Source organism: Maricaulis sp., from assembly GCF_048268525.1.
Taxonomy (GTDB): Bacteria; Pseudomonadota; Alphaproteobacteria; order Caulobacterales; family Maricaulaceae; genus Maricaulis.
This window is the reverse complement of the sequence record NZ_JBLWVH010000010.1, coordinates 14867-40197: the sequence shown is the minus strand read 5'-3', so window position 1 is coordinate 40197 and position 25331 is coordinate 14867. Positions and strand designations below refer to the sequence as shown.

Genomic DNA, 25331 nt, shown 5'->3' with positions numbered 1-25331 from the left:
TGCGCGGGTGCAGGAGACGACTTTAATGTCCAAGAAAATGCTGATCGACGCTGGTCATCCCGAGGAGACCCGCGTCGTCGTACTCGACGGTTCGAAAGTTGAGGATTTTGATTTTGAAGCGGCCGCCCGCCGCCCCATACGCGGCAACATATATCTCGCAAAAGTAACGCGGGTCGAACCATCGCTTCAAGCGGCGTTCGTGGAGTATGGCGGCAACCGCCATGGCTTCCTCGCCTTCAATGAAATCCATCCGGACTACTATCAGATCCCGTTCGAGGACCGTCAGGCCTTGGCCGAGGAAGAAGCCTCGGCGGCCGATGATGAGGACGACGAGGTCGAAGAGGCCAAGTCCGAATCAGCGCCATCTGCCGACGGTGATTCCGACGATGGTGACGGCGAATCTGAAACGCCCGAAACCATTGGCGATGATAGTGAAGACGACGACATCAGCGACCAGCAGGCTGCCCGCCGCCGTCGCCAGATGTTCCGAAAGTACAAGATCCAGGAAGTCATCAAGCGCCGGCAAATCCTGCTGGTACAGGTGGCCAAGGAAGAGCGCGGCAACAAGGGCGCGGCCCTGACGACCTATCTGTCGCTGGCCGGCCGTTATTGCGTGCTGATGCCCAACACGCCCCGCGGCGGTGGCATCTCCCGCAAGATTTCCAACGCTTCTGACCGCAAGCGCCTGAAATCGGTGGTCTCCGAGCTCGAACTGCCCAAGGGCGTCGGGCTGATCATCCGGACAGCCGGAGCCTCGCGCACCAAGACCGAGATCAAGCGCGATGCCGACTACCTGCTGCGCCTTTGGACGAATATCCGCGAGCTGACCCTGAGTTCGGTCGCGCCGTCGCTGATCTATGAGGAAGGCAATCTGGTCAAACGGGTCATTCGTGACCTGTACGACAAGGAAATCGATTCCGTCCAGGTGGAAGGCGAAGAGGCCTACAAGGAGGCGAAAGCCTTCATGAAGATGCTGATGCCGAGCCATGCCAAGAAGGTTCAGCATTACAAGGAAGCCGTACCGCTTTATCTGCGTCACCAGTGCGAAGCCCAGCTCGAGGCGATCTATTCGGACGTCGCCCCCCTGAAGTCCGGCGGCTATCTGGTGATCAACCCGACCGAGGCCCTGGTCTCGATCGACGTCAACTCGGGCCGCTCCACCCGCGAGCGCAATATCGAGGCGACCGCGCTGAAAACCAATCTGGAAGCGGCCGCCGAAGCGGCGCGCCAGATGCGCCTGCGTGACCTGGCCGGCCTGATCGTCATCGACTTCATCGACATGGACGAGAACAAGAATAATCGCGCCGTCGAGAAGAAGATGAAGGACATGCTCAAGCGTGACCGGGCCCGCCTCCAGGTCGGCCGCATCTCGCAATTCGGTCTGATGGAAATCTCCCGTCAGCGGCGGCGGTCGAGCCTGCTCGAGGGCTCCACAACGACCTGCCCGACCTGTAAGGGCAGCGGCCATCTGCGTTCGACCGAATCGAGCGCCCTGGTGGCCCTGCGTGGCCTGGAAAAGGAAGGCACACGCGGTCGCGCCAAGCGAATCCGCATTTCGGTGCCAACTGCCGTCGCAATCTACCTGCTGAATGACAAGCGTGATCATCTCCTGATGATCGAGCAACGCTTCTCGATGAGCATTGCGGTGACCGCAGACGATTCGATCCTGGCGCCTGAATTCTCCATCGAGGCACTGGAAAACCGTGAGCCCGGTGAAGAGCTCGTCATGGCCCCGCTGTCCGTCGAATCGATCGAGGAGATCGAAATTCCGGACGCTCCGGAGGAAGACGACACGGGCACTGACGACGAGCAGGAAAGCCGCGAGGCCTCCGGTGGACGCCGTCGTCGCCGTCGTCGCCGCCGCAAACCGTCATCCGACGACACCGCGGCAGCCATGGAAGTCGTCAATGTCGAGGGCGATGACAGCGACGAGGGTGACAACGCCGAGCAGTCCGAAAGCCGACGGGACGCGTCTGGTGAGGACGATGACGATCAACCCCGCCGTCGCCGCCGTCGCGGTCGTCGCGGAGGTCGTGGCCGTCGCCGGACCGAAGGCGAGGCCAATGCCGAGAACGCGGTAGCCGGCGAAGCGTCGGCAGACGCACCATCTTCAGACGCACCGGCCGCGGACACCGCCGACGCGGAAACGTCAGCGACCGAGGCATCGTCCGAAAGCGAGCCGACTGCGGACGCGGTCGAGGAAGTCCCCAAGCGCAAACGCGCGCCACGGCGCCGTTCGACAAAGGCCGCGACAACCGACGTGGCCGCGACTTCGTCCGATTCGGAAACCGGCACCGAGCCTGCGGTCGAGGCCGCCCCGGCCGACGCAGTGGCGGAGGACACGCCGAAGAAGCGGACCCGCCGCCCGCGCAAGAAGGCTGTCGATCCGGCGCCCGAGGCTGCGGCTGCGGCTCCAGCTGCGGATGCCGAGACTGAAGACGCCCCCAAGCCCAAGCGTCGGACACGCCGCAAGAAGGTTGAAGAGCCTGTCGTAGCGGAGGAAGCCCCGACTGAAACGCCCGCGCCGGAACCAAAGGCGGAACAACAGGCTGAACCGCAGGCTGAACCGACGGAATCCGAGGCCGAGCCGAGTGCTACCCAAGCCGACAAGGCCGATGACGCTGCCGACGATGATGGCAAGCCGAAACGCCGCGGATGGTGGAACCGGACCGGGTTGTTCGGAAACTGACCAGGAACAGGGTTGCCCGGCCAAGCCGGGCAACCCATCTTGGTGTTATCGGGTGGCGTCTTGGGGTGACGTCGCTATCATGGGCCGAGCGGGGGCCGATCAGTGGAGGCAGGATGTCGATCCTGAAAACCGTCGCCGCAGCCTGCGTTCTCGCTGTGGCCACACACGCACCGGGTTTCGGCCAGTCCCTGATCCGGGATACCGAGATCGAGCACATGCTGCGCGATTATGCGGACCCCATTCTCACCGCCGCAGGCCTGCAACCGGCCGATGTCGACATGTACATTGTCGCCGACCCATCCCTGAACGCCTTTGTGACCGGCGGTCAGAACATTTTCCTGCACACCGGCATCATCCTGGAGTCGGGCACCCCCAACCAGCTCAAGGGCGTTATCGCCCATGAAACCGGGCATATTTCCGGTGCCCATCTGGCGCGCGTCAATGACGGCATCTCGGCTGCCCAGGCTCCGATGTATGTGAGCCTCGGCCTGGGCGTCCTGGCGGCCCTGGCCGGCGAAGGCGGTGCCGCAAGCGCCCTGCTCGCATCATCGCAGCAGTTTGGCGCCCTCTCCTTCATGACCTATAGCCGTGCCCAGGAGGCATCTGCCGACCAAGCCGGCTTGCAGTTCATGGAAGCCACCGGCCAGTCTGCCCAAGGACTGGTGCAGTTCTTCGAGCGCTTCCGATACCAGGAAGTCATGTCGAACGCCCGGCGTTTCCCCTATTTCCGATCACACCCGCTATCGTCCGAACGCATCGCGAACCTGCGCGGCGGCGCCACCAGCTCTCCATTCTACGAGACGCTCGACAGCCCGGAAGAAGTCGCCCGACTGCAACGGATCCAGGGCAAGATCTATGGCTTCCTCGCCGAGCCGGAATTCGTGTTCTACCGCTATCCGGAGAGCGACCGGTCCCTGCCCGCTCGCTACGCCCGGGCCGTCGCCTACTATCATGACGCCAGACTGGATCGGGCCCTCGAGGAGATTGCCAGCCTGTTGGCCGAGGAGCCGGACAATCCGTATTTCCACGAGCTTCACGCGCAGATGCTGTTCGAGAGCGGACGGGCAGAACAAGCCATCGTGCCCAATCGGCGCTCGGTCGAGCTGGAGCCGACAGCGCCCTTGCTGCGGGTCAATCTGGCCACCTCGCTGATCGCGACCGACGATCCGGACCATCTCGAAGAGGCCGAACAAAACCTGCGGGTCGCGCTGGATATCGAACCCGACAACGGCTTTGCCTGGTACCAGCTGTCGATTGTCCATGAACGCAATGGCGATACGGCATTGGCCCAACTGGCGATCGCGGAGCAGTCCTATGCGGCCGGAAACCGGCAGCGGGCCCATCAATTTGCATCGCGCGCTCGGACATCACTCGAGATCGGCACTCCGGCCTGGGTCCGGGCAACAGAGATCGAGTCGGTATCGCTGCCCACCGAAGCAGAGATGCGTCAGATCCGTCGGCAACAGCGCAACTGACCGGCGCGAGGATGGCGCCTCCGGCGGATGACGGCGACCAATCGCCTGCCATGACCGTGCAGCCTGTCGGCTCGCTCGACGATGTCGAGCGCGACGACTGGGACCGTTTGGCAAACCCGCCCGGCGCCGAATACGACCCATTTGTCAGCTGGGATTTTCTGCAAGCCCTGGAACAAAGCGGATGTGTGGGAGAAGAGACCGGCTGGCTGCCGCGCCACCTGCTGGCCCGGGATTCGGAAGGCCGACTTCTGGGGGCTGTCCCGCTTTACGCAAAGTCTCACTCGATGGGCGAATATGTGTTCGACCATGCCTGGGCGGAGGCCTTTGAACGCGCCGGTGGCCGGTATTACCCGAAGCTCCTGTCCGCTGTTCCCTTCTCGCCCGTCACCGGCCGGCGCATCCTCGCCCCGACAGCGGACGTGCGCCTTGCCCTCGTTCAGGCGACCTGCGACATCGCGCGGCGATGGGGCGTTTCCGGCTGGCACATCAACTTCCCGGATCCGAACTCGCTTTCGGAGCTGAAATCCGTCGGCCTTCTGTCACGCGTGGACCGCCAATATATCTGGCAGAACCGGGACTATGGAAGCTATGACGATTTTCTGGCCGACCTGTCCTCGCGCAAACGCAAGGCCTTGCGCAAAGAGCGTGCTGCGGCCCGGGCCGACATCACAATCGAGCATCTCGGCGGGGGGCGACTTACCGCGGAACACTGGGACTTCTTCTATGCCTGCTACCAGGAAACCGGCTCACGGAAATGGGGCTATCCCTATCTGAACCGAGCATTTTTCGATCTGCTCCATCAACGCATGGCCGACCGGGTCCTGCTGATCATGGCCAAGAAAGACGGACGGTATATAGCCGCCGCCCTGAACATGATCGGTTCCCACGCCCTGTACGGCCGGTATTGGGGCAAGCTGGATGACCACCCCTTCCTGCATTTCGAACTCTGCTACCACCAGGCCATCGACGCCGCGATCGACCGTAGTCTGGCAAGGGTGGAAGCCGGCGCACAAGGTGAGCACAAGCTGGCGCGCGGCTATGCGCCAACCGAGGTCAGCTCGGCGCATTTCATCCTGGATGAAGGGTTCCGCCGGGCGGTAGGCGAATATCTCGACCACGAGCGCGCCGCCATACAGTCCGATATCCGCGCCCAAGCCGCCGACGGCCCGTTCCGCCAGGATCTGTCGACCTGATCCCGCTGACACAGCCCTCGCCAACCATGGCTGCAAGCTGGACGCACTCACCGGGATCGCGCTACCCAGTTTCCGACACTGCCAGCAGCGGAGCGACCTCATGAGCCTCGACGGCCACTATGACCCGGACAATATCTTTGCCAAGATCCTGCGCGGGGAGCTGCCCTGCGTGAAGGTCTATGAGGACGCACATGTTCTCGCTTTCATGGACATATTCCCGCAAGCGCCCGGCCATGTGCTGGTTGTTCCGCGTGAGGCGGCCCGCAATGCGTTGGAAATGACCGACGGTGCCCTGCAGGCGGCCATCGTGCGGGTTAAACGCATCGCCAATGCCGTCAAATCAGCGCTGGCGCCTGACGGAATTATCCTGACCCAGTTCAATGGCGCACCAGCAGGTCAGACCGTCTTCCACGTTCATTTCCACATTATTCCGCGACATGATGGTGTCGAGTTGGGAGCCCATGGCACCGGACAGGCGGACATGGCGGTTCTCGAGGATCAGGCCAAGCGGATCGCCGCGGCGATCACGCAGCCCTGACAGCCCGGCTCAGCGCAGCCGTCCCTCGAAACGCAAATATACCAGCAGGGCAATGATCGCGCCCTGCAGCGTGAAGGAGAACAGGGCCCAAGTATCCACGTCGACCAGGATCGAAAACACATTATTGCCGCCCATGATCACCCAGTCCGCCCGGTCGAACACAAATGAAACGACAAAGACCGGCAAGGCCCAGTGCCGACCGGCGAGCGTCAAGGCCAGCGCCACGCAATTCATGACCACATGCGAGAAGAAAAAGACTTCCTGCAACAAGGTCAGGCTCTGAACAAAGGCAATCGCCAGTTCCGGACTGTCCCACAGGCCGAGACGCGCCGAAACGTCGTATCCTGCCCAGTAGAGTCCATAGGCTACCTGAACCGAGAGCAGCCCGATCAGGACGTAAAATGGCGTATCGCGATTGTTCATCAACACCTCTGACACCGGTCTGGCGCGCGCCGATATCTCTCCATGATTTTTGTCGGGAGTCACCCATCTGGAACAGACCTGGATCTGTCAGGCATGCTCGCCCAGAACATCGAGGAATATCTGCCCGAAGGTCTCGAGTTTCTTCGGCCCGACGCCATTGACCGACGCCATAAGCTCGAGACTGGTTGGGCGGAGCTGAGCCATGTCGATCAGGGTCGCATCGGAAAAAACCACATAGGCTGGCACATTGCGCTCCGCCGCGAGCTCACGTCGCCTCGCCTTGAGTGCGGCAAGCAGCGTGGCATCCACTGTCGACGGATCCACGCCAGACGCTCTCGGCTTGCGCTGCGGCTTGGCTGGCTTCGTGCTGATCTCCCGGATCTGGAATGTCTGCTCGCCCTTCAGCACCGCGCGAGCGTCATTCGTGAGCTTGAGCGCCCCGAACCCCTGGATATCAATCTCTATCAGTCCAGCCGCCACGCTCTGCCGGATCAGTCCCTGCCAGAAATGTTTGGGCCGGTCAGCGCCCACGCCATGCGTGGGCAGATTGTCATGACCTCTTGCCCGGATCTTTTCGGTGTCGGCACCACGCAGAACATCAATGACGTGAGCGGCCCCAAACATCTGACCCGTCCTGAGGATCGCCGAGAACAGCTTTTGCGCGTCCAGACTGCCATCAACCAGGACCGGCGGATCGAGACAGAGGTCACAGTTCCCGCAGGCCTGCCCACCGCTCTCGCCAAAATAGGCCAACAGAGAGAGACGGCGACAGCGGGTCGCCTCACAATAGGCCAGCAGGCTGTCGAGTCGTTTGTGTTCGCGGCGGATGTGTTCGCCGTCCTCGCCATCCTGGTCGATGAACTGGCGCCGCATGCGGGCGTCCGCCAAACCGAACAGCATCATCGTCTCGGCGGGCTGGCCATCGCGACCCGCACGGCCGATTTCCTGGTAGTAGGCCTCCATCGAACCGGGCATGTGGAGATGGAAAACATAGCGGATGTCCGGCTTGTCGATTCCCATGCCGAACGCGATTGTCGCCACCATCACCACCGCTTCCTCGGCCATGAAGCGCTCCTGGTTCTCGCGCCGGGTCTCCGGGGACAGGCCGGCATGATACGGCAGGGCGTTGAGCCCTTCCTCGCGCAGCAGGCCGGCGACCTCCTCGGTCGACTTGCGCGACAGGCAATAGACGATGCCGGACTCAGACCGCCGACCGTCGAGAAACTCCAGGAGCTGGGATTTCCAGGATGCCTTGGCTGCGACCCCGAGTGTGAGGTTTGGACGGTCAAAACCGTGAACCACGATCTCGCCGCCCTCCCCAAACAACTTGCCAGCTATGTCCCGGCGCGTCGCTTCGTCGGCGGTTGCGGTAAAAGCCGCCAGCCGGGCTGACGGGAAGCGCGCGCGCAACTGGGCCAGGTCTTCATATTCCGGCCGGAAACTCGCGCCCCATTTGGAAATACAGTGCGCTTCATCGACGACGAACATGGCCGGGTCCAGCGCGTCCAGCGCTGCCAGCATGCGAGGCGTCATGAGGCGTTCCGGAGACAGGTAGAGCAGTTTCACATCGCCGGCCTGTACCTGCCGCCAGGTCTCGACATTGTCGACGCGATCACGGCCGGAATGGATCGCAGCGGCCGCGACACCATTGGCCTGTAGCGCGGCGACCTGGTCATCCATCAGGGCTGTCAGCGGCGAGATCACTATCGTCATGCCGTCCAGGATCAACGCCGGAAGCTGGTAACAGATCGATTTACCGGCCCCGGTCGGCATTACGCACAACGTCGGGCGACCGGCGAGAATGAGGTCGACAATGTCCGATTGCCCGGGTCGGAAGCCAGGGAAACCGAACGTCGCGCGGAGAATGTCATCGGGCGTGGTTTGGGGCATGAGGTCGGTCCGGTCGCGAGCCCCCTGTTCTGCGTGACTTCACCGCCCGCTTCAATCCGCCGGATACACGAAATCATGCCGCCTGGCCGGTGGTGTCGCCTTCCTGTCGTGGTCCAGGCCGACCAACTGCGGTATTATCACCCCACGAATTCAGGACCGGATTACGAAATGAGCCTCAAGACACTTCGACTCTCACGCGGGTGGTCCCAATCCGAATTGGCGCAGATATGCGACCTGAGCGAACGTACGATCCAGCGGATCGAAGGCGGCCGAAAACCTGGGTTGGAGGCCCTCAAGGCGCTGGCATCCAGCTTCGATATGACGCCTGACGCGATTGAGCGCCATCTCGCCACCCCCCAGCCAACCCGGACGAGTTGGCGCCGGTCGGGTTGGAGGGAATTGGGTTGGCACGGCGTCGGCTACGTCGCCTATGCACTCCTCGTCGCGGCATTGGTTTCCCGGTTTGACGCCGACAGCCGCATCGCCGCCGGGATAAGCTTGTTGGGAGCAGCCGCCCTGCTGATACATCTAGCGATCCAGCTGCTTCGCACAGAAAATCGACGCCACCCGGTCCATGGGCCGGGCGACATCAATCGCCTGCGACGTTAACCGATATTCGGTGACCACATCATCATCCAGGCTCCGAACAGGCCAAGCGCAGTGACGCCCGCGCCAAGCAGGATGGCGACAGTCACCGCCAGCTTGAAACCGGACGACCGACTGTCTCGGGCCCGCATGTAGAGTTCGAGCAGAACGAGCGGAACCAGGAAGGCGGCGTAGGGCATCGCGATGTCGGCCGGTCCATTCAAGCTTCGGCTCATGCCGGCCCCGCCACTGGCGATCGCCCAGGCCATATAGCCGACCCGGACAAACCACACGCCATTAACGACGACGAACAGGCGCATGGCCCAGCGGCGATGCTGGTCGATCCGCCGCGCGATTGCATGGCGCAGCGTGAAACCGGCAGTCACCAGGATCAACAGACCGTCAATCGTGGTCCCCATCGCGGCGAGATCGTTCATGCGCGTCCCACGCACCCAGACCAGCAGGATGCCGCCGACCGCCAGAAAAGCGGCAACGGACATATAGGCGCGTCCGTTCCAGCGGTGGAATGTCGGGAAGCGCCGCCGGATGATTGGCAGGAGCTGCATCACGCCCGCCACACTGACGAAAGCCGCCAGCAAGACGTGAGAGATAAAGCCGAGATTGCCGATCAGATCGCCCTGGGCATAGCCCTCAATCAGGCCGGTCTCGTTCCAGCGCTCGAACTCGCCCGACGCGGTGCGCGGGACGTAGGCGCCGATGATGTAGTAAGCGAACAACCATTGTCCGGCTGCGGCGATCGAGAACCAGAGTACGCCGCTGCCGGCCAACAGGGTTTGCGGAGTGAAACGTTGACGCCGGGGTGGAGCGGCAATGGTGTCGGACATGATCTAACCCTTGGAATCATTCGAAAAAGACGGCCACTCAAGGCCATGCCCCTAACCAATACGCTCGAACGCCAGCCGTCTTGCCGATTTGGAAATCGGCCAGTTTTTATGCCCTCACCCGTGAAAAGCTTGATCCTGGCCCGGAATGTGCGACACCTTGGGCTGCGCTCGGGGGCGCGAGAAGACAAGGACGCGCTGCCAATGCTCGAAGTCGCCAACGCCATCAAATTTGCCATTTGCATCGCGGCGATCGCCTCCATCCTGATCGTGGTCTCCCGTCGGCAACGCAGCGGATTGCAAATTGTCTGGGCTATGTTCTGCTGCGGTCTGGCATCGGTCATGATCCGGGATGTTTTCGGATCCACGCCCGCAGCGATCACCCCTCTCCTTGTCATCGCCGGATGTGCCAGCTGCAGCTGTCTCTGGCTGGTCGCCCGCGGCCTGTTCCGCACCGATGTCGGACTTGGTTGGCCGCAAGCCTTGGTGGTCAGCGGCATCTTCCTGCCCGCGATACTGGTCCAGTTCCTGAATGCCGTCTCAGCGGCGCAAATCTTTGGTGCGGCGGGCTTGGAGGCGATTACGGCAGCGGCATACGGATTCCAGGCCATGTTGTCCTCCACAGTACTGGTTCTGGCATTTTGGGAGGGCCTGCGTGGCTGGTCGCAATCGGCCCCGGTCGCGGAACGTCGTCTGCGCGTCGCCTACCTTGGCAGTTTCGGGATCGGTGTCGGGATTTGCGTGATGTTGCTGGATCACGGCGACTCAACCCGTTTCGACCCAGGTCTGATGGCGCTATTGCAAGCGGGCTGTGCCGCGACCCTTTTCCTGATCGCCGGATTTGGCGTGATCTGGCGCGGTCGGCATCCGCTCCAGGTGCCCGGCCAGTCGCCGGTGGCGTCGTCGGAAACGGACCGGCGCGCCGATAGGGAATTGGGGAAATGGATCCGAACGCGCGTGGAATCCGACGCCCTTTATCTGGATCCGGATATCAAGGTTGCCTCCCTCGCCCGACAATTGCGCGAACCTGACTACCGGGTCAGCCGCGCCATCACCGCCGGACTGGGTGAGCGCAATTTCAATCGCTTCATCAACCGCTACCGGATCAATCACGCAAAGGAATTGTTGCGCGGTCATCCGCAGGACACAGGCAGCATCCTCACCATCGCGCTGGAAAGCGGATTCGCCTCGATCGGTCCGTTCAACCGGGCGTTCAAGGAGAGCACCGGTATGACACCGCGGGATTACCGCAGCGGCATGGTTGGACAGCCGACCCCACAAACCGGCCTGGCACAGCCGACAGCGCGCTGATCACTTCACTTGGACCTGGAACGAAAAACGGCGCCCGGAAGGGCGCCGTTTCTCGTTGAACAGCAAGGTGAGGATCAGACCTCTTCCTTCTTGTCTTTCTTCTTGGCGTTGCGCGGCAGCAGGCGGTCACCGGGCGTGACGTGGAAATCAAGGCGCTCACTGTCAGCCGCATCGACATCAACCTTCACAAGCCCACCCTTCTTGAGCTCACCAAAGAGGATCTGATCGGCCAGGGGCTTCTTGATGTGCTCCTGGATGACCCGGGCCAGCGGACGGGCACCGAAACGGCTGTCATAGCCCCGCTCGGCCAGCCAGGCCGTGGCGTCCGGTGTCAGTTCGAAGGTCACGCCACGATCGATGAGTTGCGCTTCCAGTTGCAGGACGAACTTCTCGACCACGCGACCAATGGAGTCCGGCGACAGCGGTGCGAACGGAATGACCGCATCGAGACGATTGCGGAACTCCGGCGTGAACAGGCGTTCAACAGCCTTGTCCGCCTCGTCCGTCTTCTTGCCGCGGCCAAAGCCGATGGCTTCCTTCTGCGCGTCGGAGGCCCCCGCATTGGTCGTCATCACCAGGATGACATTGCGGAAATCGACCTTCTTGCCGTTGGTATCCGTCAGCGTGCCATTATCCATCACCTGCAGGAGAATGTTGAACAGGTCCGGATGGGCCTTCTCGATCTCGTCCAGCAGCAGCACACAATGCGGATGCTGGTCGATACCGTCGGTGAGCAGGCCACCCTGGTCGAAACCGACATAGCCCGGAGGGGCGCCGATCAGACGCGAGACGGCATGACGCTCCATGTATTCCGACATGTCGAAACGCTGCAGCTCGACACCCAGCGTATCGGCCAACTGCTTGGTCACCTCGGTCTTGCCGACACCGGTCGGGCCCGAGAAGAGATAGCAACCGATCGGCTTGTTCGGCTCACGCAGACCGGCACGCGACAGCTTGATCGCGGTAGACAACTGGCCGATGGCATCATCCTGGCCGAAGACAACATGCTTCAGTTCGGATTCCAGATTGCGCAGCGACTGCTCGTCATCCTTGGATACCGATTTCGGCGGGATGCGGGCCATCGTGGCAACAATGCCCTCGACCTCTTTCACGCCGATTGTCTTCTTGCGTTTGGACACCGGCTGCAGGCGCATCTGGGCACCCGCCTCATCGATCACGTCGATCGCCTTGTCCGGCAGTTTGCGGTCGCCCATGTAGCGGGCCGACAGCTCGACTGCCGACTTCAGCGAGTCATTGGTGAAGCGAACATCATGGAAGTCCTCGAAATAGGATTTCAGTCCCTGCAGGATCTTGATGGCGTCGGGCACGGACGGCTCGGCAACATCGATCTTCTGGAACCGGCGAACCAGGGCGCGATCCTTTTCGAAATGCTGGCGATATTCCTTGTAGGTCGTCGACCCCATGCAGCGCAGATTGCCCGACTGAAGTGCCGGCTTGAGCAGATTGGACGCATCCATGGCACCGCCCGAAGTGGCGCCGGCACCGATGACGGTGTGAATCTCGTCGATGAAGAGGACGGCATTGTCCTTTTCCTCGAGTTCCTTGACCACCTGCTTCACCCGCTCTTCGAAATCACCGCGATAGCGGGTTCCGGCCAGCAGAGACCCCATATCCAGCGAATAAATGGTAGCGCCTTCGAGAACATCGGGAACCTGGTTCTCGACGATCTTGCGCGCGATCCCTTCGGCGATGGCGGTCTTGCCAACGCCCGGATCTCCAACCAGAAGCGGATTGTTCTTGCGGCGGCGACACAGGACCTGAACGCAACGCTCGACTTCCGAATCGCGACCGATCAACGGGTCGACACCGCCATTGCGGGCCTTCTCGTTCAGATTGACCGTATAGGCGGTCAAAGCATCACCGTCTTTCTGCGGCTCCTCGGTCGGTTCGGTTCCGCGGACGGCCCGTTCTTCAGACGCGCCCGGCTTGCGGCCGATCCCGTGCGAGATGAAATTCACCGCGTCGTAGCGGGTCATGTCGCGCTCGGCGAGGAAGTAGGCCGCATGGCTCTCACGCTCGGCGAACAGGGCCACCAGCACATTGGCGCCGGTCACTTCTTCGCGTCCGGCATTCTGGACGTGGATCACGGCGCGTTGGATGACGCGCTGGAAGCCGGCTGTCGGCTTGGCGTCCTCATCGTCGTCGACGACCAGTTCGGAAAGCTCGTTGTCCACGTATTCGGTCAGGGTTGCGCGAAGTTCATCGAGATCGACATCGCAGGCCTTCATGACGGCGGCGCCGTCCTGATCGTCCACCAGAGCAAGAAGGAGATGCTCCAGGGTGGCAAATTCATGCCCACGCTCATTGGCGTAGCCCAGAGCGCGGTGCAGGCTGTCTTCCAAGTCTGAAGAGAATGAGGGCACCACTCTATTCCTTTTCCATTGTGCACTGGAGCGGGTGTTGAGCCCGCCGTGCGGCGTCCATGACCTGGGCTACCTTTGTTTCGGCAACCTCATATGTGTACACGCCACACATCCCGACACCGTTCTGATGAACATGCAGCATGATTCGCGCTGCATCTTCGGGCGACTTGCGGAAAATCCGGGCCAAAACTTCGACCACGAACTCCATGGGCGTGTAGTCATCATTGAGTAGCAAAACACGGTAAAGCGAAGGTTTCTTCGTGGCTGGCCGGGTCTTGGTCGCGAGGCCTGTGCCCTCTTCTACGCCGGTATCGTCATGTTTTCGTTCGGTCATATTTTAAACGTGCTCGAATATTACTTCGCTACTCATCAGCACAGATAGGAATCTGCGCCGGACTTGGAAAGGGACGGTCCGCAGCACCGTCCGGGAACAAGAATAACACGCCAGGCAATTTCGTGCTTCCCGTTTCACCGTGGAAGGCCTAAAAAGACGCTCCCTGCTTTTTGCCGGGAGCCGCCGGACCACAACGGGCCCGGTCGGGGAGGACGCCAGCGTTTCGCTCTGCAGCCGGAAAACCGGCGCCGAAACGCACCGGACGCCGGATGTATTTCATCCGCCATCCCAAGACGGCCGACAAGGCCACGCCGACAAGGCAACACAGCCCGCAACAGGGCGACGCCGACAAAAAAAGGGCCCGGTGACAGATCACCGGGCCCAGTCGGGGAGGAAAATTCAAAATCAGTCGAAGCGCGACAATCAGCGCTGGACCTGTGCGAGTTCCATGGCGGCCGCAACACGATCGTTCAGCGGCTTGACGGAGTTCTTGAGCAGGTCAGAAAAGAGATCCGAGGTCTTGTTGATCTCGGCAAGGTAATTGTCCATCGCCGACTTGGTGAACGCGGACTGGATCTCGAAGACTTCCTGGACCGACTTCGCCGAGGCGAATTTCTTGGTCGCGGCAACACCGTCTTCCATGGCCGACTTGGCATAGGTGACGGCGTTGGCATTGACGGTCTCGAAACCCTTGCCGGCGACCGTCGCCGAAGCGATCAGGGCGTCAACGGTCTCTTTCTGGAAGTTGCTGGCCTCGGTGACCGATTTCAGCGTTTTCTCGAAACCTTCCTTGAGCGCGTCATTGCTCGCGGCGGTCATGCTCTCAATGGTATCGTTCATGGCAAAGCTCTTTGTGATGCGGGCGGCCGATGTGGCGTTTTGAGCCGGCTTGGCAGCCTTGGGGGCAGGGTTGGACGGCGCGGTCTTCCGGGCCACCACCGATTTCGGCTTGGACGCCGCTTTCGGTTTGGCCGGGCTCGCCTTGGCAGTCGCTTTCACCGTCTTCGCTTTACCCGGCGCGCGTTTCGGTGCGGACGGGGCGGTCGCTTTTGCAGCGTCCGCCTGCTTGGCGGTGGAAGTTTTGACGACGTCACTCATATCGGGTCACAGTCTGGTTGCTATCCGTGCTGCGAACGCTCTTCGCAGTCGCAATATAAATACGAGTCGCGGGCCCCCGGGTCAAGCCAAAAATTGTGCACCGCACAAAACATATCTGATGACGCCGCCCAGGCCTTAACGCGCTGGCAATACGCGATTGGCAGGTTGGCTCCATGATCATGTCAGCCCGCCTCGTCATCCTGTCCTGCAGCCTCGCCCTCGCCGGCCTCTCATCGCCTGTGTCCGCGAACAATTCCCGCTACGCCGCGTTCGTCGTAGAAGAAAATTCTGGTGTGGTCCTGCATTCGCGCCGCTCGGAGGCCGAACGATTCCCGGCCTCACTGACCAAGATGATGACGCTCTACATGCTCTTCGAGGCGCTCGAGACCGGCGAGATCGGTCTCAACGACCCGATCCGTGTCTCGGCAAATGCAGCCAATGCCAGCCCCTCAAGGCTCGGACTGGCCGCGGGTTCGACGATTACCGCCGAAAACGCCATTCGCGCGCTGGTGGTCAAGAGCGCAAACGATGTAGCGGTGGCCGTCGGTGAACGCCTCGGTGGCGGCGAAAGCCGGTTCGGCGAGTTGATGACCGCCCGCGCGGCCGAAATCGGCCTGACCAATACGACTTTCCGCAATGCGTCGGGCCTGCCCAACAGCCGCCAGACGACCACGGCTCGCGACATGGCCCGCCTGGCGATCGCCCTGCACCGCGATTTCCCCCAGTATTTCGACTACTTCAACGAAGAGACCTTCCGCTATAACGGCCGCACCTATCGTAACCACAATTCGCTGGTGGGACGGGTGCGCGGTGTCGACGGCCTGAAGACTGGGTATATTCGGGCCTCGGGGTTCAATGTTGTTGTTTCGGCCGAGCGCGATGATCACCGATTGATCACCGTCATCATGGGCGGCCCGAGCGCCGCGGCACGGGATGCCCACGCCGAGGAATTGATCGAGGCCGCCTTCGCGACCCTTGAACAGCGTCAGGACACCCGCCTGTTCGCCGCCCTCTCCTCGCCGCGCATCAACCCGGTGCGGCAGCAGGACCTGATCGCTCGCGATGTCGCGGCGTTGCACCTCAACGAGCCGGTCGAGATGGGATCGGCGGGCCAACCGCCCGCCCTTCAGATTGTCCTGGCCGATGAAGACGAAATGAGCGCCGATGCCGCGCCCCGCACATCCGCCAGCGCTGACCGCTCCCATTCGTCGCCGGCAACAGAGCCCAGCCTGATCCATGGTGCCTGGGCAATCCAGGTCGGCGCCTACAATACAGCAGACGCGGCTCACGACCGTCTCGCCGAAGTGGCGATCTATTCCGGCGCTCTCGGCTCGGCCCAGCCGGCGGCCCGGGCCGTCACCATCAGCGGTGACCGTCTGTGGCGGGCCCGGTTTGAAGACCTGACCGAGGACAGCGCCCGCCTGGCCTGCCGCGATCTGGCGGCCCGCGATCACCCCTGCTTCGCGGTCGCTCCCGGTCGCTGATCCCGGTCACATTGCCTGAAATTCCCTGACATGTGCGCGTCGGACTGGAATCCTCCGGTCGGTTGACACAACCTTTCCGCTCGAACACTTTCGCGCGCCTTGGCCGCCGCTGGGCGGTCCCTGCCACATGTCTGGAACCAAGCACCGATGAATGTTGTCGTCGTAGAATCCCCGGCCAAGGCCAAAACCATCAACAAGTATCTCGGTGCGGACTACACGGTTCTGGCGAGTTTCGGCCATGTCCGCGACCTGCCCGCCAAGGATGGATCCGTCAAACCGGATGAAGACTTCGAGATGGCCTGGGAGATCGATACCGCTTCCGCCAAGCGCGTGAAGGCGATTGCCGACGCAGTGCGCGAGTCGGACCGCCTGATCCTCGCGACTGACCCGGATCGCGAAGGTGAAGCGATCTCCTGGCACTTGCTGGAAGCGCTGCAAAAGCGCCGCGTGCTGAAAGACGTGACGGTCCAGCGTGTGGCCTTCAACGCCATCACCAAGCCGGCCATCCTGGAAGCCATGGCGCATCCGCGTGCCGTCGACATGGAGCTGGTCAACGCCTACCTGGCGCGCCGGGCGCTCGACTATCTGGTCGGTTTCACCCTGTCGCCGGTGCTGTGGCGCAAATTGCCCGGGTCGCGCTCGGCCGGCCGTGTGCAATCGGTCGCCCTTCGACTGATCTGTGATCGCGAACTGGAAATCGAGAAATTCCGCTCCGAGGAATACTGGACCGTTGATGCCGACCTGACCGCCAACTCGGATTCCTTCCGGGCCAAGCTGGTCACGCTCGGTGGCAAAAAGCTGCAAAAGCTGACCATCAAGGACCGCGCCAGCGCCAATGCGGCGGTCGAAGCGGTCAATAGCGCCACCCTGTCGATCACCGGGGTCGAGGCCAAGCCGGCCAAGCGCAATCCGCCGCCGCCCTTCACCACCTCGACGCTGCAACAGGAAGCCGCGCGCAAGCTGGGCTTCTCGGCCACCCGCACCATGCAGACGGCGCAGAAACTCTATGAGGGTGTCACGCTCGGCGGCGAGACCACCGGCCTGATCACCTATATGCGGACCGACGGCGTCACCATGGTGCCCGAAGCCGTCAGCCAGGCCCGCGACGTAATTGGCAAGGAGCACGGCTCGCTCTACGTCCCGTCCGCACCCCGCCACTATGCCTCCAAGGCCAAGAACGCACAGGAAGCGCACGAAGCGATCCGCCCGACCAGCTTCTCGCGCCTGCCTGAAAAACTGTCGCTGGATGCCGACATGGCGCGCCTTTACCAGCTGATCTGGCGCCGGGCTGTTGCCAGTCAGATGGAAAGCGCCCGCTTCGAGCGCACGACGGTGGATATCGCCAGCGCGGATGGCCAGACGGCGCTGCGCGCAGTTGGCACGGTCCAGCTCTTTGACGGTTTCCTGGCCCTTTACCAGGAAGGCCGCGACGATGAAGAGGATGAAGGCGAGAACCGGCTGCCCAAGCTGACACAGGGCGCTGTGGCAACAGTCTCCAAGACCCATGCCGACCAGCACTTCACCCAGCCGCCACCGCGCTTTACCGAAGCTTCCCTCGTCAAGCGCATGGAAGAGCTGGGCATCGGCCGTCCCTCGACCTACGCCTCGACGCTGCAGGTGCTGCGCGACCGCGAATACGTACAGATGGAGAAGAACCGCTTCCACCCCTTCGACAAGGGCCGGGTGGTCATCGCCTTCCTGGAAAACTTCTTCGCCCGCTATGTCGAGTATGATTTCACCGCCTCGCTCGAAACCCAGCTCGACAAGGTCTCGGCCGGTGAGCTCGACTGGAAACAGTTGCTGCGCGATTTCTGGACTGATTTCCGGGCTGCCATCGACGAGATTGGCGAGCTGCGCATCACCAATGTGCTCGATGCCCTCAACGAGGCCCTGGCGCCGCATATCTTCCCCGAAAAGGACGACGGCACCGATCCCCGCCTCTGTCCTTCGTGCAAGGAAGGCACGCTGAGCCTTCGCCTTGGCAAGTTCGGCGCCTTCCTGGGCTGCTCGAACCATCCGGACTGCTCCTTCACGCGCCAGATGAGCCCGCCCGGCGAGGATGATGCCCAGGGTGATCGAGTGATCGTCCAGCATCCGGAAACCGGCAAGGATGTCGAGCTGAAGAATGGCCGCTTTGGCTGGTATCTCCAGATGCAGCTCGATGGCGAAGAGAAGCCGAAACGCTCCTCCATCCCTAAGGGCTGGGATGCGGCGACCCTGACCGAGGAACAGGCGATCAAGCTGATCGACCTGCCGCGGACTGTTGGCGAGCATCCCGATGACGGCCAGCCAATCACGGCCAATATCGGCCGCTACGGTCCCTATGTTCACCACGACAAGACCTACGCCAACATCCCGTCTGTCGAGGAAGTCTTCGAGATCGGCCTCAATCGCGCGGTCTCGGTGATCGCCGACAAGCGGGCCAATGGCGGACGCCGGGGTGCCACGGCCTCGGCGCTCAAGGAGCTGGGCGAGCATGATGGCAAGCCGGTCCGCATCATGTCCGGACGCTATGGTCCCTATGTGAAATACGAGAAGATCAACGCCACCCTGCCCAAGGATACCGATCCGGAAAGCGTGACCCTGGAACAGGCCATGGAATGGGTCGAGGCGAAGGCAGCAAAGGGCGGCAAGAAGAAAGCCCCGGCCAAGAAAAAGGCCCCTGCCAAGAAGAAGGCCGCGGCCAAGAAACCCGCCGCGAAGAAACCAGCGGCCAAAAAGCCCGCAGCCAAGAAGCCCGCAGCCAAGAAGACGGCCGCCGCCAAAGACAAGGCGGAATAGACCCGATGGCCGGCAAGACTGAGTTTGATGCCGGCCTGACCCGCGAGGCGGTCATTGATGCCGTCCGCGAGGGTGGTGGCGAGTTCGGAAAGCGCGAGCTGGCGCGGGCGATGTCCCTGAAGGGCAGCGATGCCAAGCGGGCGCTCAACGACGCTCTCGCCGCACTGACCGAAGACGGCACACTGACCCGGTCGAACAGCAAGACCTATTCCCTGCCCGGCGCCCTGCCAGCGGTTTGCGTCGTCCAGCTGATTGGTCGCGACAATGACGGCGAGCTTCTGGCCGAGCCGGTCCGTCCGGACCGCCAGGCACCCGTGATCCGCCTGGCGCCCGGTGAAGGGGCTGGCGGCAAGGGTACGCCCGCCATCGGAATCGGCGACAAGGCGCTGGTCCGCCTCGCCCGACAAGACGATGGCAGCTATGAGGCCCGGCTGATCAAGAAACTCGGCCAGAGCGCGCACAAGCTCCTGTGCATGTTGCGCAAGCCGCAATCGGGACCCTTCCGCCTCCTGCCGGTCGACCGACGGTCACGTCATGAGCTGGTCCCGGCGAAAGGCGAGGCCGAGAAGGCCCGCGATGGTGATCTGGTCCTGTGTGAGATCACCAAGGATCGCCGCCATGGACTGAAAACGGCCCGGATTGTGGAAGTCGTCGGCGATGCCAGCGCACCCGGCGCCGGCAGCCTGATCGCGCTTTATTCGCATGGGGTTCCCCAAGGCTTTTCCGAAGCCGAACAGCGCGAAGCCGACGAGGCCGCGACAGCGAAACAGGGCAATCGCGAGGACCTGCGCGCCCTGCCGCTGATCACCATCGACCCTGACGACGCCAAGGACCATGACGACGCCGTTTGGGCCGCGCCTGACGATGATCCCAAGAACCCCGGCGGCTGGCAGGTCATCGTCGCCATTGCCGATGTCGCGGCCTATGTGACGCCGGGCAGCGCGCTCGATCGCGGCGCCTTCAAGCGCGGCAATTCGGTCTACCTGCCCGACCGGGTCGTGCCGATGCTGCCCGAACGCCTGTCCAATGACCTGTGCTCGTTGCGCGAGAAGGAAGACCGTCCTTGCCTGGCGGTGCGGATGGTGCTCGACAAGTCCGGCAACAAGCGCTCGCACACTTTCATACGTGGCTGGATGCGCTCGGCTGCCAAGCTGTCCTATACACAAGCTCAGGACGCTATTGACGGCCGCGATGGCGGTCCCGCCAATGCTCTGCTCGACGACGTGCTCAAACCCCTGTGGGGTGCCTATTTCGCCGCCCGCGAGGCACGCGGTCGCCGCGAGCCGCTGGAGATCGACGCGCCAGAGCGCCGGGTCCGCGTCGGCGAGGACGGCCAGGTGATCGGCGTGGAGACCCGTCAACGCTTCGACGCGCACAAGCTGGTCGAGGAGTTCATGATTCAGGCCAATGTCTGCGCCGCGGAAACGCTTGAGCAAAAGCGCACGCCGTTGATCTATCGGGTCCACGAGCCGCCTTCGCGCGAGAAGATCGACGCCCTGTCCGACTTCCTGCCAACCGTCGGCATGAAATGGGCGAAAGGCAACAAGATCGAGACCGGTCGCTTCAACCAGCTGCTCAAGCAGGCCAAAAGCTCCGAGCATTACGAGACCATCAATGTGGTGGTTCTGCGCAGCCAGTCACAGGCGGTTTATGACACCGAGAACCGGGGGCATTTCGGCTTGAACCTGCAGCGCTATGGCCATTTCACCTCGCCCATCCGTCGCTATGCCGACCTGACCGTCCACCGGGCCCTGATCCGGGCACTGGGACTGGGCGATGACGGCCAGAGCGATGAAGAACGCAGTCGCCTGACCGTGATCGCGGAAGAAATCACCCATGCCGAACGACGGGCCATGGCCGCCGAGCGCGATGCGGTCGACCGGTTCATCGCCGCCTATCTGGCCGACAAGATCGGCGCCGAATTTTCCGGCCGCATCACCGGGGTGACCCGTTTCGGCTGCTTCGTGAAGCTTGACGAGACCGGCGCTGACGGTCTGGTACCGATCTCGCGGCTGGGCGAGGAGCGTTTCGAACACGACGAGAAAATTCACGCGCTGGTCGGCTTGCAGACCGGGTCGCGCTACCGGCACGGCATGCCGGTCATGGTGCGCATTGACGAAGCCCAGCCGGTCACCGGTGGATTGCTGCTGGACATGCTGACCGAGGCGGAAAAAGGCGAGCGACCGAGCGGTCGCCGGCGTCCCAAATCCGGCGGTCCGCCGAACGGTCGCCGCTCCGGCAAGCCGTGGAAGAAGGGGCGACGCCGGTGAGTGACGAGCATCACCGCAAGGATGTCAGGCCGATGCGCCCGCGCCTCGCCGCCTCCCTGATCCTCACCCGGCGCGAAGGCGACCGGATTGACGTGCTGATGGGGCGGCGCTCGGCCAGGCATGTCTTCATGCCCAACAAATACGTCTTTCCCGGCGGCCGGGTCGACCGGGCCGACAGCTCGGCCCCTCTGGCCCGGGATCTGGATGCGCGGGTGCTGGATGTGATGTCACGGACCATGGCCGCCACTCGCGCCCGAGCCGCAGCCGCAGCCGCAGTCCGTGAAACCGCCGAAGAGACCGGCCTTCTGATTGCCCGCCAAACACCCGTGGCCAGCCGCCACGCCAATTGGCGGCCCTTCCGCGACGCCGGCGCCGCACCGGATCTCGCCCCCCTCAAACTGATCACCCGTGCCATCACCCCGCCTGGCCGCACCCGCCGTTTCGATACCTGGTTCTTTACCGCCGACGCCTCGGCCCTGCTCGACGACCGGGCGCCTGAGCCGAGCGACGAGCTGGAAGATGTCCAATGGGTCACACTGGCCGATGCCCGCCAGCTGGACTTGCCCTTCGTGACCCATTTCGTGCTGGATGAACTCAAGCGCGTCCAGCCGCCGGCTCCCGAGCCTCCGCGCTGCATGCGGGCCGTGCGCGGCAAGATGGTTGTGGAAGCACTCTGACCACCGCGAGGCGGCCCGCCTGCCGCCTGAACAAGACGTCCGGACCGGCCAGCGCTATAGCTGAGCCATGACCAACCCGCTCACCGATCCACGCTTCGCCAATAACCGCTCGCTAATCGCCGCAATCTGCTGCGCCGCCGTGTGTGGCATCGTGTTCGGGCTTTCCATGCCGCTGATCTCGCTGCGCCTGGAGGGCATGACCTCATCGGGTATGATTGTCGGTCTCAACGGGGCCGCGGCGGCAGCCTCGACGCTTGTCATGGCCCCGATCGTGCCACGCCTGCTGTCCCTGATGCCGGGACGCGTTCTGATCGTGATCAGCCTCATTCTGGCCGGCACGCTGCACGCCCTCTTCCCCGTCTTCGACAATGTTCCCGCCTGGTTCATCCTTCGCTTTGTCATGGGTAGCTTCATGACAGTGATCTTTGTGGTGTCGGAGACCTGGATCAACCAGATCGCCACGCCGCTGCGCCGCGCCACAATCCTTGGCATTTACGGGACGGTCCTGTCCGGCGGCTTCGGGATCGGCGCCTTCCTGTTCGGACAGCTGGGCGCGGTCAACAATGCCGGCTTCTATGTCGGCGGATTGATTTTCCTGATCGGCGCGCTGCCCATTATTTTGCTGCAAGGCCCCGCCGCCCAGGCCCCGGACAAGGAGGAAGCCGCGCCGCGCGCCATTCTGGGCGCCGCAAAGGCTGCGCCGGCGGCGATAGGGGCGGCCCTGGCTTTTGGCGCCCTGGAAACCGTCCTTTTCTCCCTGGCACCGGTTTATGGCGACCGCCTCCTGCTCGATGAGCATGGCATCTCCCTGGTGGCGATGGCCGCCGCGGCCGGCGCCCTCGCCTTCCAGATTCCGCTGGGCTGGATCGCTGACCGGACCGATCGCCGCGAGGCTCTGAAATGGATCGCCACCACGGCCGCGGTCACACCGCTCGCGATCTGGGCTGTGGGCGACTACCTGCCCGGAATGATGCTGCTCTTCTTCATCCAGGCCGGCGTCGCCTCGGGGCTTTACACGGTCGGCCTGGCCCTGCTCGGAGAGCGCTTCTCCGGTGGCGGGGTCGCCGCCGCCAACGCGGCCTTCATATTCGCCTACGGCGCCGGCTCGCTTTTCGGACCGCCGACATCTGGGACAGCCATGGATATGGTGGGACCACACGGTCTGATGATCGTCATGTCGCTCATCGCGGCGGTCTATGCAGCACTGGTGTGGCGGCGTGCATCACAAACAGCCGGCGACAGTTGACACCGGCGCTGCCGTGCGTATGTTCGCGCGCTCTCGCATCGGCACGGGGTCGATCGCGCGCACACACTATGCACCAGGACATTTAGAGCCATGGCGAAGCCGACAACCATCAAGATCCGCCTGAACTCCACGGCTGGTACGGGTTATTTCTACGTGACGAAGAAAAATGCGCGCACCATGACCGAGAAGCTCGTGCTCAAGAAGTACGACCCGGTTGCCCGCAAGCACGTCGATTTCAAGGAAGCGAAAATCAAGTAGGACGGATTTTCCGTTCGAACGGTTTTCCCCGCTCGACCATCAAGTTTTGTCAGGCCGCGGCGTTGTCCGCGGCCTGAACTTGATTCCGGCCGGCATTCTTGGCCGCATAGAGCGCCTCGTCAGCACGCCGCAGCAGGGCGTCCAGCGCCTCGCCGCGATGGGCTTGGGCGATGCCGATACTGACCGTGACCGGCACGCCTGTGCCATCCGGCAGATCAAAACTCGCGCCATCAATACTGCTGCGCAGGCGTTCGGCCGCGATGCGCGCCTCGGCCAGCCCCGCCCCTGGCATGACAACGACGAATTCTTCGCCGCCATACCGTGCCGCCAGATCTAGCGCCCGCAAGCCGGTCAGCAAACGCGATGAGAAATCGCGCAGGACACGGTCACCGGCATCATGCCCGTAGGTGTCGTTGATGTGCTTGAAGTGGTCGATATCAGCAAGCAACAGGGAAACGGGCGCACCGCCATTGCTGGCGCTGTCCATCGCCTGACGCAGACGCGACGAGATGTAGCGACGATTGTGCAGGCCGGTCAGCGCGTCGGTGACCGCCATCTCCATGCCTTCATCGAGATGCGACCGCAACTGGTCGGCATAGCGTTTGCGGCGCAGCTGGGTGCGAGAGCGCGCCGCCAGCTCGCCGGCGTCGACCGGCCGCTGGATAATGTCATTCACGCCGAGGTCGAGCGCCCGCACGGCCTGCTGGACATCCGCCGGCCTGACGACAGCCAGGATCGGCAGCTGGCGCGTCGCAGCGTCGGACCGGATCCGCGCGCACAGACGCAACCCGTCATAGTCCGGCGAGGTCAGGTCGACGACCAGCAAGTCCGCGTTATTGCGAGCCGAGACGACTGCCTCGGCGGGATCATGGACTTCGACGATTTCAGCCTTCGACGGCATCGCCGCAGCAAAGCGGCGGGTCGCACGCGGGTCGGCGCTGACGACAACCACGCGGGCCGGTACATCGACATCATCATGGACATCACCGGCGATGCCCGACATTGCAGAATTGGACTCGCGAAAGCGCAATTCGTCGAGCACCTCCTTGAGGCGCAACAGGCTGCGGACGCGGGCGAACATGGCCACATCATCGATCGGCTTGGTCAGGAAATCATCGGCGCCGGCTTCCAGCCCGCGGATACGGTCCTCGCGCTGATCGAGCGCGGTCACCATCACGACAGGGATGTGCCGGGTGGCCGGATCATCCTTGATCCGGGAACAGGTTTCATACCCGTCCATGCCCGGCATCATGACGTCCAGCAGGATGAGGTCGGGCTGCTCGGCCTTCGCCACAACGAGCGCATCGGCGCCGTTGGTCGCCGTGCAAACATCGAAATATTCAGCCTGGAGACGGGCTTCAAGCAGCCTGACGTTGGCGGCTTGGTCGTCAACGACAAGAATTCGCGCACTCATCGACGACCACCCCTAGTCGAGAAACTGACGAACCGTCTGGATGAAGGTGGCAACCGTGATCGGCTTGGAAAGATAGGCTTCGCATCCGCCCTCACGAATACGTTCCTCATCCCCCTTCATGGCGAACGCCGTCACGGCGACCACCGGAATCGCTGCCAGGGTATCATCGTCCTTGAGCCATTTGGTGACCTCAAGACCGGACACTTCCGGAAGCTGTATATCCATGAGAATCAGATCGGGCGTGTGCTCACGCGCCATTTCGAGCGCCTTGAACCCGTCCTTGGTCTGCAGGGTCTCATAGCCATGAGCCTCCAGCAGATCATTGAACAGCTTCATGTTCAGCTCGTTATCTTCGACAATCAGGACCTTTTTCGGCATGACCTGCAGCATGTCGGTGACGCGCTTCCCGTTGTTTGCACGTATTTTATCGTGCTTGTTG

At 62.7% G+C, this 25331-nt stretch carries 20 protein-coding genes; 12 read left to right on the top strand and 8 right to left on the bottom strand.

Features of this window, described 5'->3' with window-relative positions:
* Nucleotides 1-25 precede the first annotated feature (25 nt).
* From ACN0X9_RS07015 to ACN0X9_RS07000, 4 genes are all read left to right on the top strand, one after another.
* Nucleotides 26-2689, top strand: a complete 2664-nt coding sequence (locus ACN0X9_RS07015; protein ID WP_417486900.1) for an Rne/Rng family ribonuclease — start codon at nucleotides 26-28, stop codon at nucleotides 2687-2689.
* 113 nt (nucleotides 2690-2802) lie between these two features.
* A complete protein-coding gene (locus ACN0X9_RS07010; protein ID WP_417486899.1) occupies nucleotides 2803-4164 on the top strand; it encodes a M48 family metalloprotease in 1362 nt (453 codons plus the stop codon).
* Nucleotides 4165-4214: 50 nt separating this feature from the next.
* Nucleotides 4215-5357, top strand: coding sequence for a GNAT family N-acetyltransferase (locus ACN0X9_RS07005; protein WP_417486898.1), 1143 nt, complete (start codon nucleotides 4215-4217; stop codon nucleotides 5355-5357).
* A gap of 100 nt (nucleotides 5358-5457) precedes the next feature.
* Nucleotides 5458-5895, top strand: coding sequence for an HIT family protein (locus ACN0X9_RS07000; RefSeq protein ID WP_417486897.1), 438 nt, complete (start codon nucleotides 5458-5460; stop codon nucleotides 5893-5895).
* Between the two features lie 9 nt (nucleotides 5896-5904).
* Here ACN0X9_RS07000 and ACN0X9_RS06995 read toward each other — a convergent pair whose 3' ends face one another.
* Together ACN0X9_RS06995 and recQ are read right to left on the bottom strand one after the other, a co-directional pair.
* Nucleotides 5905-6318, bottom strand: coding sequence for a hypothetical protein (locus tag ACN0X9_RS06995; RefSeq protein WP_417486896.1), 414 nt, complete (start codon nucleotides 6316-6318; stop codon nucleotides 5905-5907).
* 87 nt (nucleotides 6319-6405) lie between these two features.
* Nucleotides 6406-8208 (bottom strand): DNA helicase RecQ, encoded by a 1803-nt coding sequence (recQ, locus tag ACN0X9_RS06990; protein WP_417486895.1) that lies wholly within the window; start codon nucleotides 8206-8208, stop codon nucleotides 6406-6408.
* A 168-nt stretch (nucleotides 8209-8376) separates the two neighbouring features.
* On the opposite strand from recQ, the gene ACN0X9_RS06985 reads away from it, so the two are divergent.
* On the top strand, nucleotides 8377-8817 hold the full coding sequence (locus tag ACN0X9_RS06985; protein ID WP_417486894.1) for a helix-turn-helix transcriptional regulator: 441 nt from the start codon (nucleotides 8377-8379) through the stop codon (nucleotides 8815-8817).
* On the opposite strand, the gene ACN0X9_RS06980 is transcribed toward ACN0X9_RS06985, so the two are convergent.
* A complete protein-coding gene (locus ACN0X9_RS06980) occupies nucleotides 8814-9638 on the bottom strand; it encodes a DUF2306 domain-containing protein (protein ID WP_417486893.1) in 825 nt (274 codons plus the stop codon). The two genes, ACN0X9_RS06985 and ACN0X9_RS06980, sit on opposite strands and share 4 nt — an antisense overlap.
* Before the next feature lie 120 nt (nucleotides 9639-9758).
* On the opposite strand from ACN0X9_RS06980, the gene ACN0X9_RS06975 reads away from it, so the two are divergent.
* Complete coding sequence (locus ACN0X9_RS06975) at nucleotides 9759-10946, top strand: helix-turn-helix domain-containing protein (RefSeq protein ID WP_417486892.1); 1188 nt, start codon at nucleotides 9759-9761, stop codon at nucleotides 10944-10946.
* A gap of 74 nt (nucleotides 10947-11020) precedes the next feature.
* Here ACN0X9_RS06975 and clpA read toward each other — a convergent pair whose 3' ends face one another.
* The 3 genes from clpA to phaP form a co-directional block, all read right to left on the bottom strand.
* The gene (clpA, locus tag ACN0X9_RS06970; RefSeq protein ID WP_417486891.1) at nucleotides 11021-13330 is read right to left on the bottom strand and encodes an ATP-dependent Clp protease ATP-binding subunit ClpA; all 2310 of its coding nucleotides are present in this window, start codon (nucleotides 13328-13330) and stop codon (nucleotides 11021-11023) included.
* Between the two features lie 4 nt (nucleotides 13331-13334).
* The gene (gene clpS, locus ACN0X9_RS06965) at nucleotides 13335-13664 is read right to left on the bottom strand and encodes an ATP-dependent Clp protease adapter ClpS (RefSeq protein ID WP_011643224.1); all 330 of its coding nucleotides are present in this window, start codon (nucleotides 13662-13664) and stop codon (nucleotides 13335-13337) included.
* Between the two features lie 423 nt (nucleotides 13665-14087).
* Nucleotides 14088-14663, bottom strand: a complete 576-nt coding sequence (gene phaP / locus ACN0X9_RS06960) for a TIGR01841 family phasin (RefSeq protein ID WP_417486890.1) — start codon at nucleotides 14661-14663, stop codon at nucleotides 14088-14090.
* 272 nt (nucleotides 14664-14935) lie between these two features.
* On the opposite strand from phaP, the gene ACN0X9_RS06955 reads away from it, so the two are divergent.
* From ACN0X9_RS06955 to rpmG, 6 genes are all read left to right on the top strand, one after another.
* The gene (locus tag ACN0X9_RS06955) at nucleotides 14936-16246 is read left to right on the top strand and encodes a D-alanyl-D-alanine carboxypeptidase (RefSeq protein ID WP_417486889.1); all 1311 of its coding nucleotides are present in this window, start codon (nucleotides 14936-14938) and stop codon (nucleotides 16244-16246) included.
* 147 nt (nucleotides 16247-16393) lie between these two features.
* Nucleotides 16394-19027, top strand: coding sequence for a type I DNA topoisomerase (gene topA / locus ACN0X9_RS06950; protein ID WP_417486888.1), 2634 nt, complete (start codon nucleotides 16394-16396; stop codon nucleotides 19025-19027).
* Between the two features lie 5 nt (nucleotides 19028-19032).
* Nucleotides 19033-21297 (top strand): ribonuclease R, encoded by a 2265-nt coding sequence (gene rnr / locus ACN0X9_RS06945; RefSeq protein ID WP_417486887.1) that lies wholly within the window; start codon nucleotides 19033-19035, stop codon nucleotides 21295-21297.
* Complete coding sequence (locus ACN0X9_RS06940; RefSeq protein ID WP_417486886.1) at nucleotides 21294-21974, top strand: NUDIX hydrolase; 681 nt, start codon at nucleotides 21294-21296, stop codon at nucleotides 21972-21974. The genes rnr and ACN0X9_RS06940 overlap by 4 nt, the downstream gene beginning before the upstream one ends.
* A 67-nt stretch (nucleotides 21975-22041) precedes the next feature.
* Nucleotides 22042-23220, top strand: coding sequence for an MFS transporter (locus ACN0X9_RS06935; protein WP_417486885.1), 1179 nt, complete (start codon nucleotides 22042-22044; stop codon nucleotides 23218-23220).
* A gap of 90 nt (nucleotides 23221-23310) precedes the next feature.
* Nucleotides 23311-23478, top strand: coding sequence for a 50S ribosomal protein L33 (gene rpmG / locus ACN0X9_RS06930; protein WP_011643217.1), 168 nt, complete (start codon nucleotides 23311-23313; stop codon nucleotides 23476-23478).
* Between the two features lie 49 nt (nucleotides 23479-23527).
* On the opposite strand, the gene ACN0X9_RS06925 is transcribed toward rpmG, so the two are convergent.
* On the bottom strand, nucleotides 23528-24892 hold the full coding sequence (locus tag ACN0X9_RS06925; protein ID WP_417486884.1) for a PleD family two-component system response regulator: 1365 nt from the start codon (nucleotides 24890-24892) through the stop codon (nucleotides 23528-23530).
* Between the two features lie 12 nt (nucleotides 24893-24904).
* Nucleotides 24905-25282: a response regulator gene (locus ACN0X9_RS06920; protein ID WP_417486883.1), complete on the bottom strand. Its 378-nt coding sequence runs from the start codon at nucleotides 25280-25282 to the stop codon at nucleotides 24905-24907.
* Between the last annotated feature and the right edge of the window lie 49 nt (nucleotides 25283-25331).

Excerpts from the sequence above, each read along its gene's own strand:
- ACN0X9_RS07015 (WP_417486900.1), top strand. The coding sequence starts at position 26 with ATGTCCAAGAAAATGCTGATCGACGCTGGTCATCCCGAGGAGACCCGC.
- ACN0X9_RS07010 (WP_417486899.1), top strand. The coding sequence starts at position 2,803 with ATGTCGATCCTGAAAACCGTCGCCGCAGCCTGCGTTCTCGCTGTGGCC.
- ACN0X9_RS07005 (WP_417486898.1), top strand. The coding sequence starts at position 4,215 with ATGACCGTGCAGCCTGTCGGCTCGCTCGACGATGTCGAGCGCGACGAC.
- ACN0X9_RS07000 (WP_417486897.1), top strand. The coding sequence starts at position 5,458 with ATGAGCCTCGACGGCCACTATGACCCGGACAATATCTTTGCCAAGATC.
- ACN0X9_RS06995 (WP_417486896.1), bottom strand. The coding sequence starts at position 6,318 with ATGAACAATCGCGATACGCCATTTTACGTCCTGATCGGGCTGCTCTCG.
- recQ (WP_417486895.1), bottom strand. The coding sequence starts at position 8,208 with ATGCCCCAAACCACGCCCGATGACATTCTCCGCGCGACGTTCGGTTTC.
- ACN0X9_RS06985 (WP_417486894.1), top strand. The coding sequence starts at position 8,377 with ATGAGCCTCAAGACACTTCGACTCTCACGCGGGTGGTCCCAATCCGAA.
- ACN0X9_RS06980 (WP_417486893.1), bottom strand. The coding sequence starts at position 9,638 with ATGTCCGACACCATTGCCGCTCCACCCCGGCGTCAACGTTTCACTCCG.
- clpS (WP_011643224.1), bottom strand. The coding sequence starts at position 13,664 with ATGACCGAACGAAAACATGACGATACCGGCGTAGAAGAGGGCACAGGC.
- ACN0X9_RS06955 (WP_417486889.1), top strand. The coding sequence starts at position 14,936 with ATGATCATGTCAGCCCGCCTCGTCATCCTGTCCTGCAGCCTCGCCCTC.
- topA (WP_417486888.1), top strand. The coding sequence starts at position 16,394 with ATGAATGTTGTCGTCGTAGAATCCCCGGCCAAGGCCAAAACCATCAAC.
- rnr (WP_417486887.1), top strand. The coding sequence starts at position 19,033 with ATGGCCGGCAAGACTGAGTTTGATGCCGGCCTGACCCGCGAGGCGGTC.
- ACN0X9_RS06935 (WP_417486885.1), top strand. The coding sequence starts at position 22,042 with ATGACCAACCCGCTCACCGATCCACGCTTCGCCAATAACCGCTCGCTA.
- rpmG (WP_011643217.1), top strand. The coding sequence starts at position 23,311 with ATGGCGAAGCCGACAACCATCAAGATCCGCCTGAACTCCACGGCTGGT.
- ACN0X9_RS06925 (WP_417486884.1), bottom strand. The coding sequence starts at position 24,892 with ATGAGTGCGCGAATTCTTGTCGTTGACGACCAAGCCGCCAACGTCAGG.
- ACN0X9_RS06920 (WP_417486883.1), bottom strand. The coding sequence starts at position 25,282 with ATGCTGCAGGTCATGCCGAAAAAGGTCCTGATTGTCGAAGATAACGAG.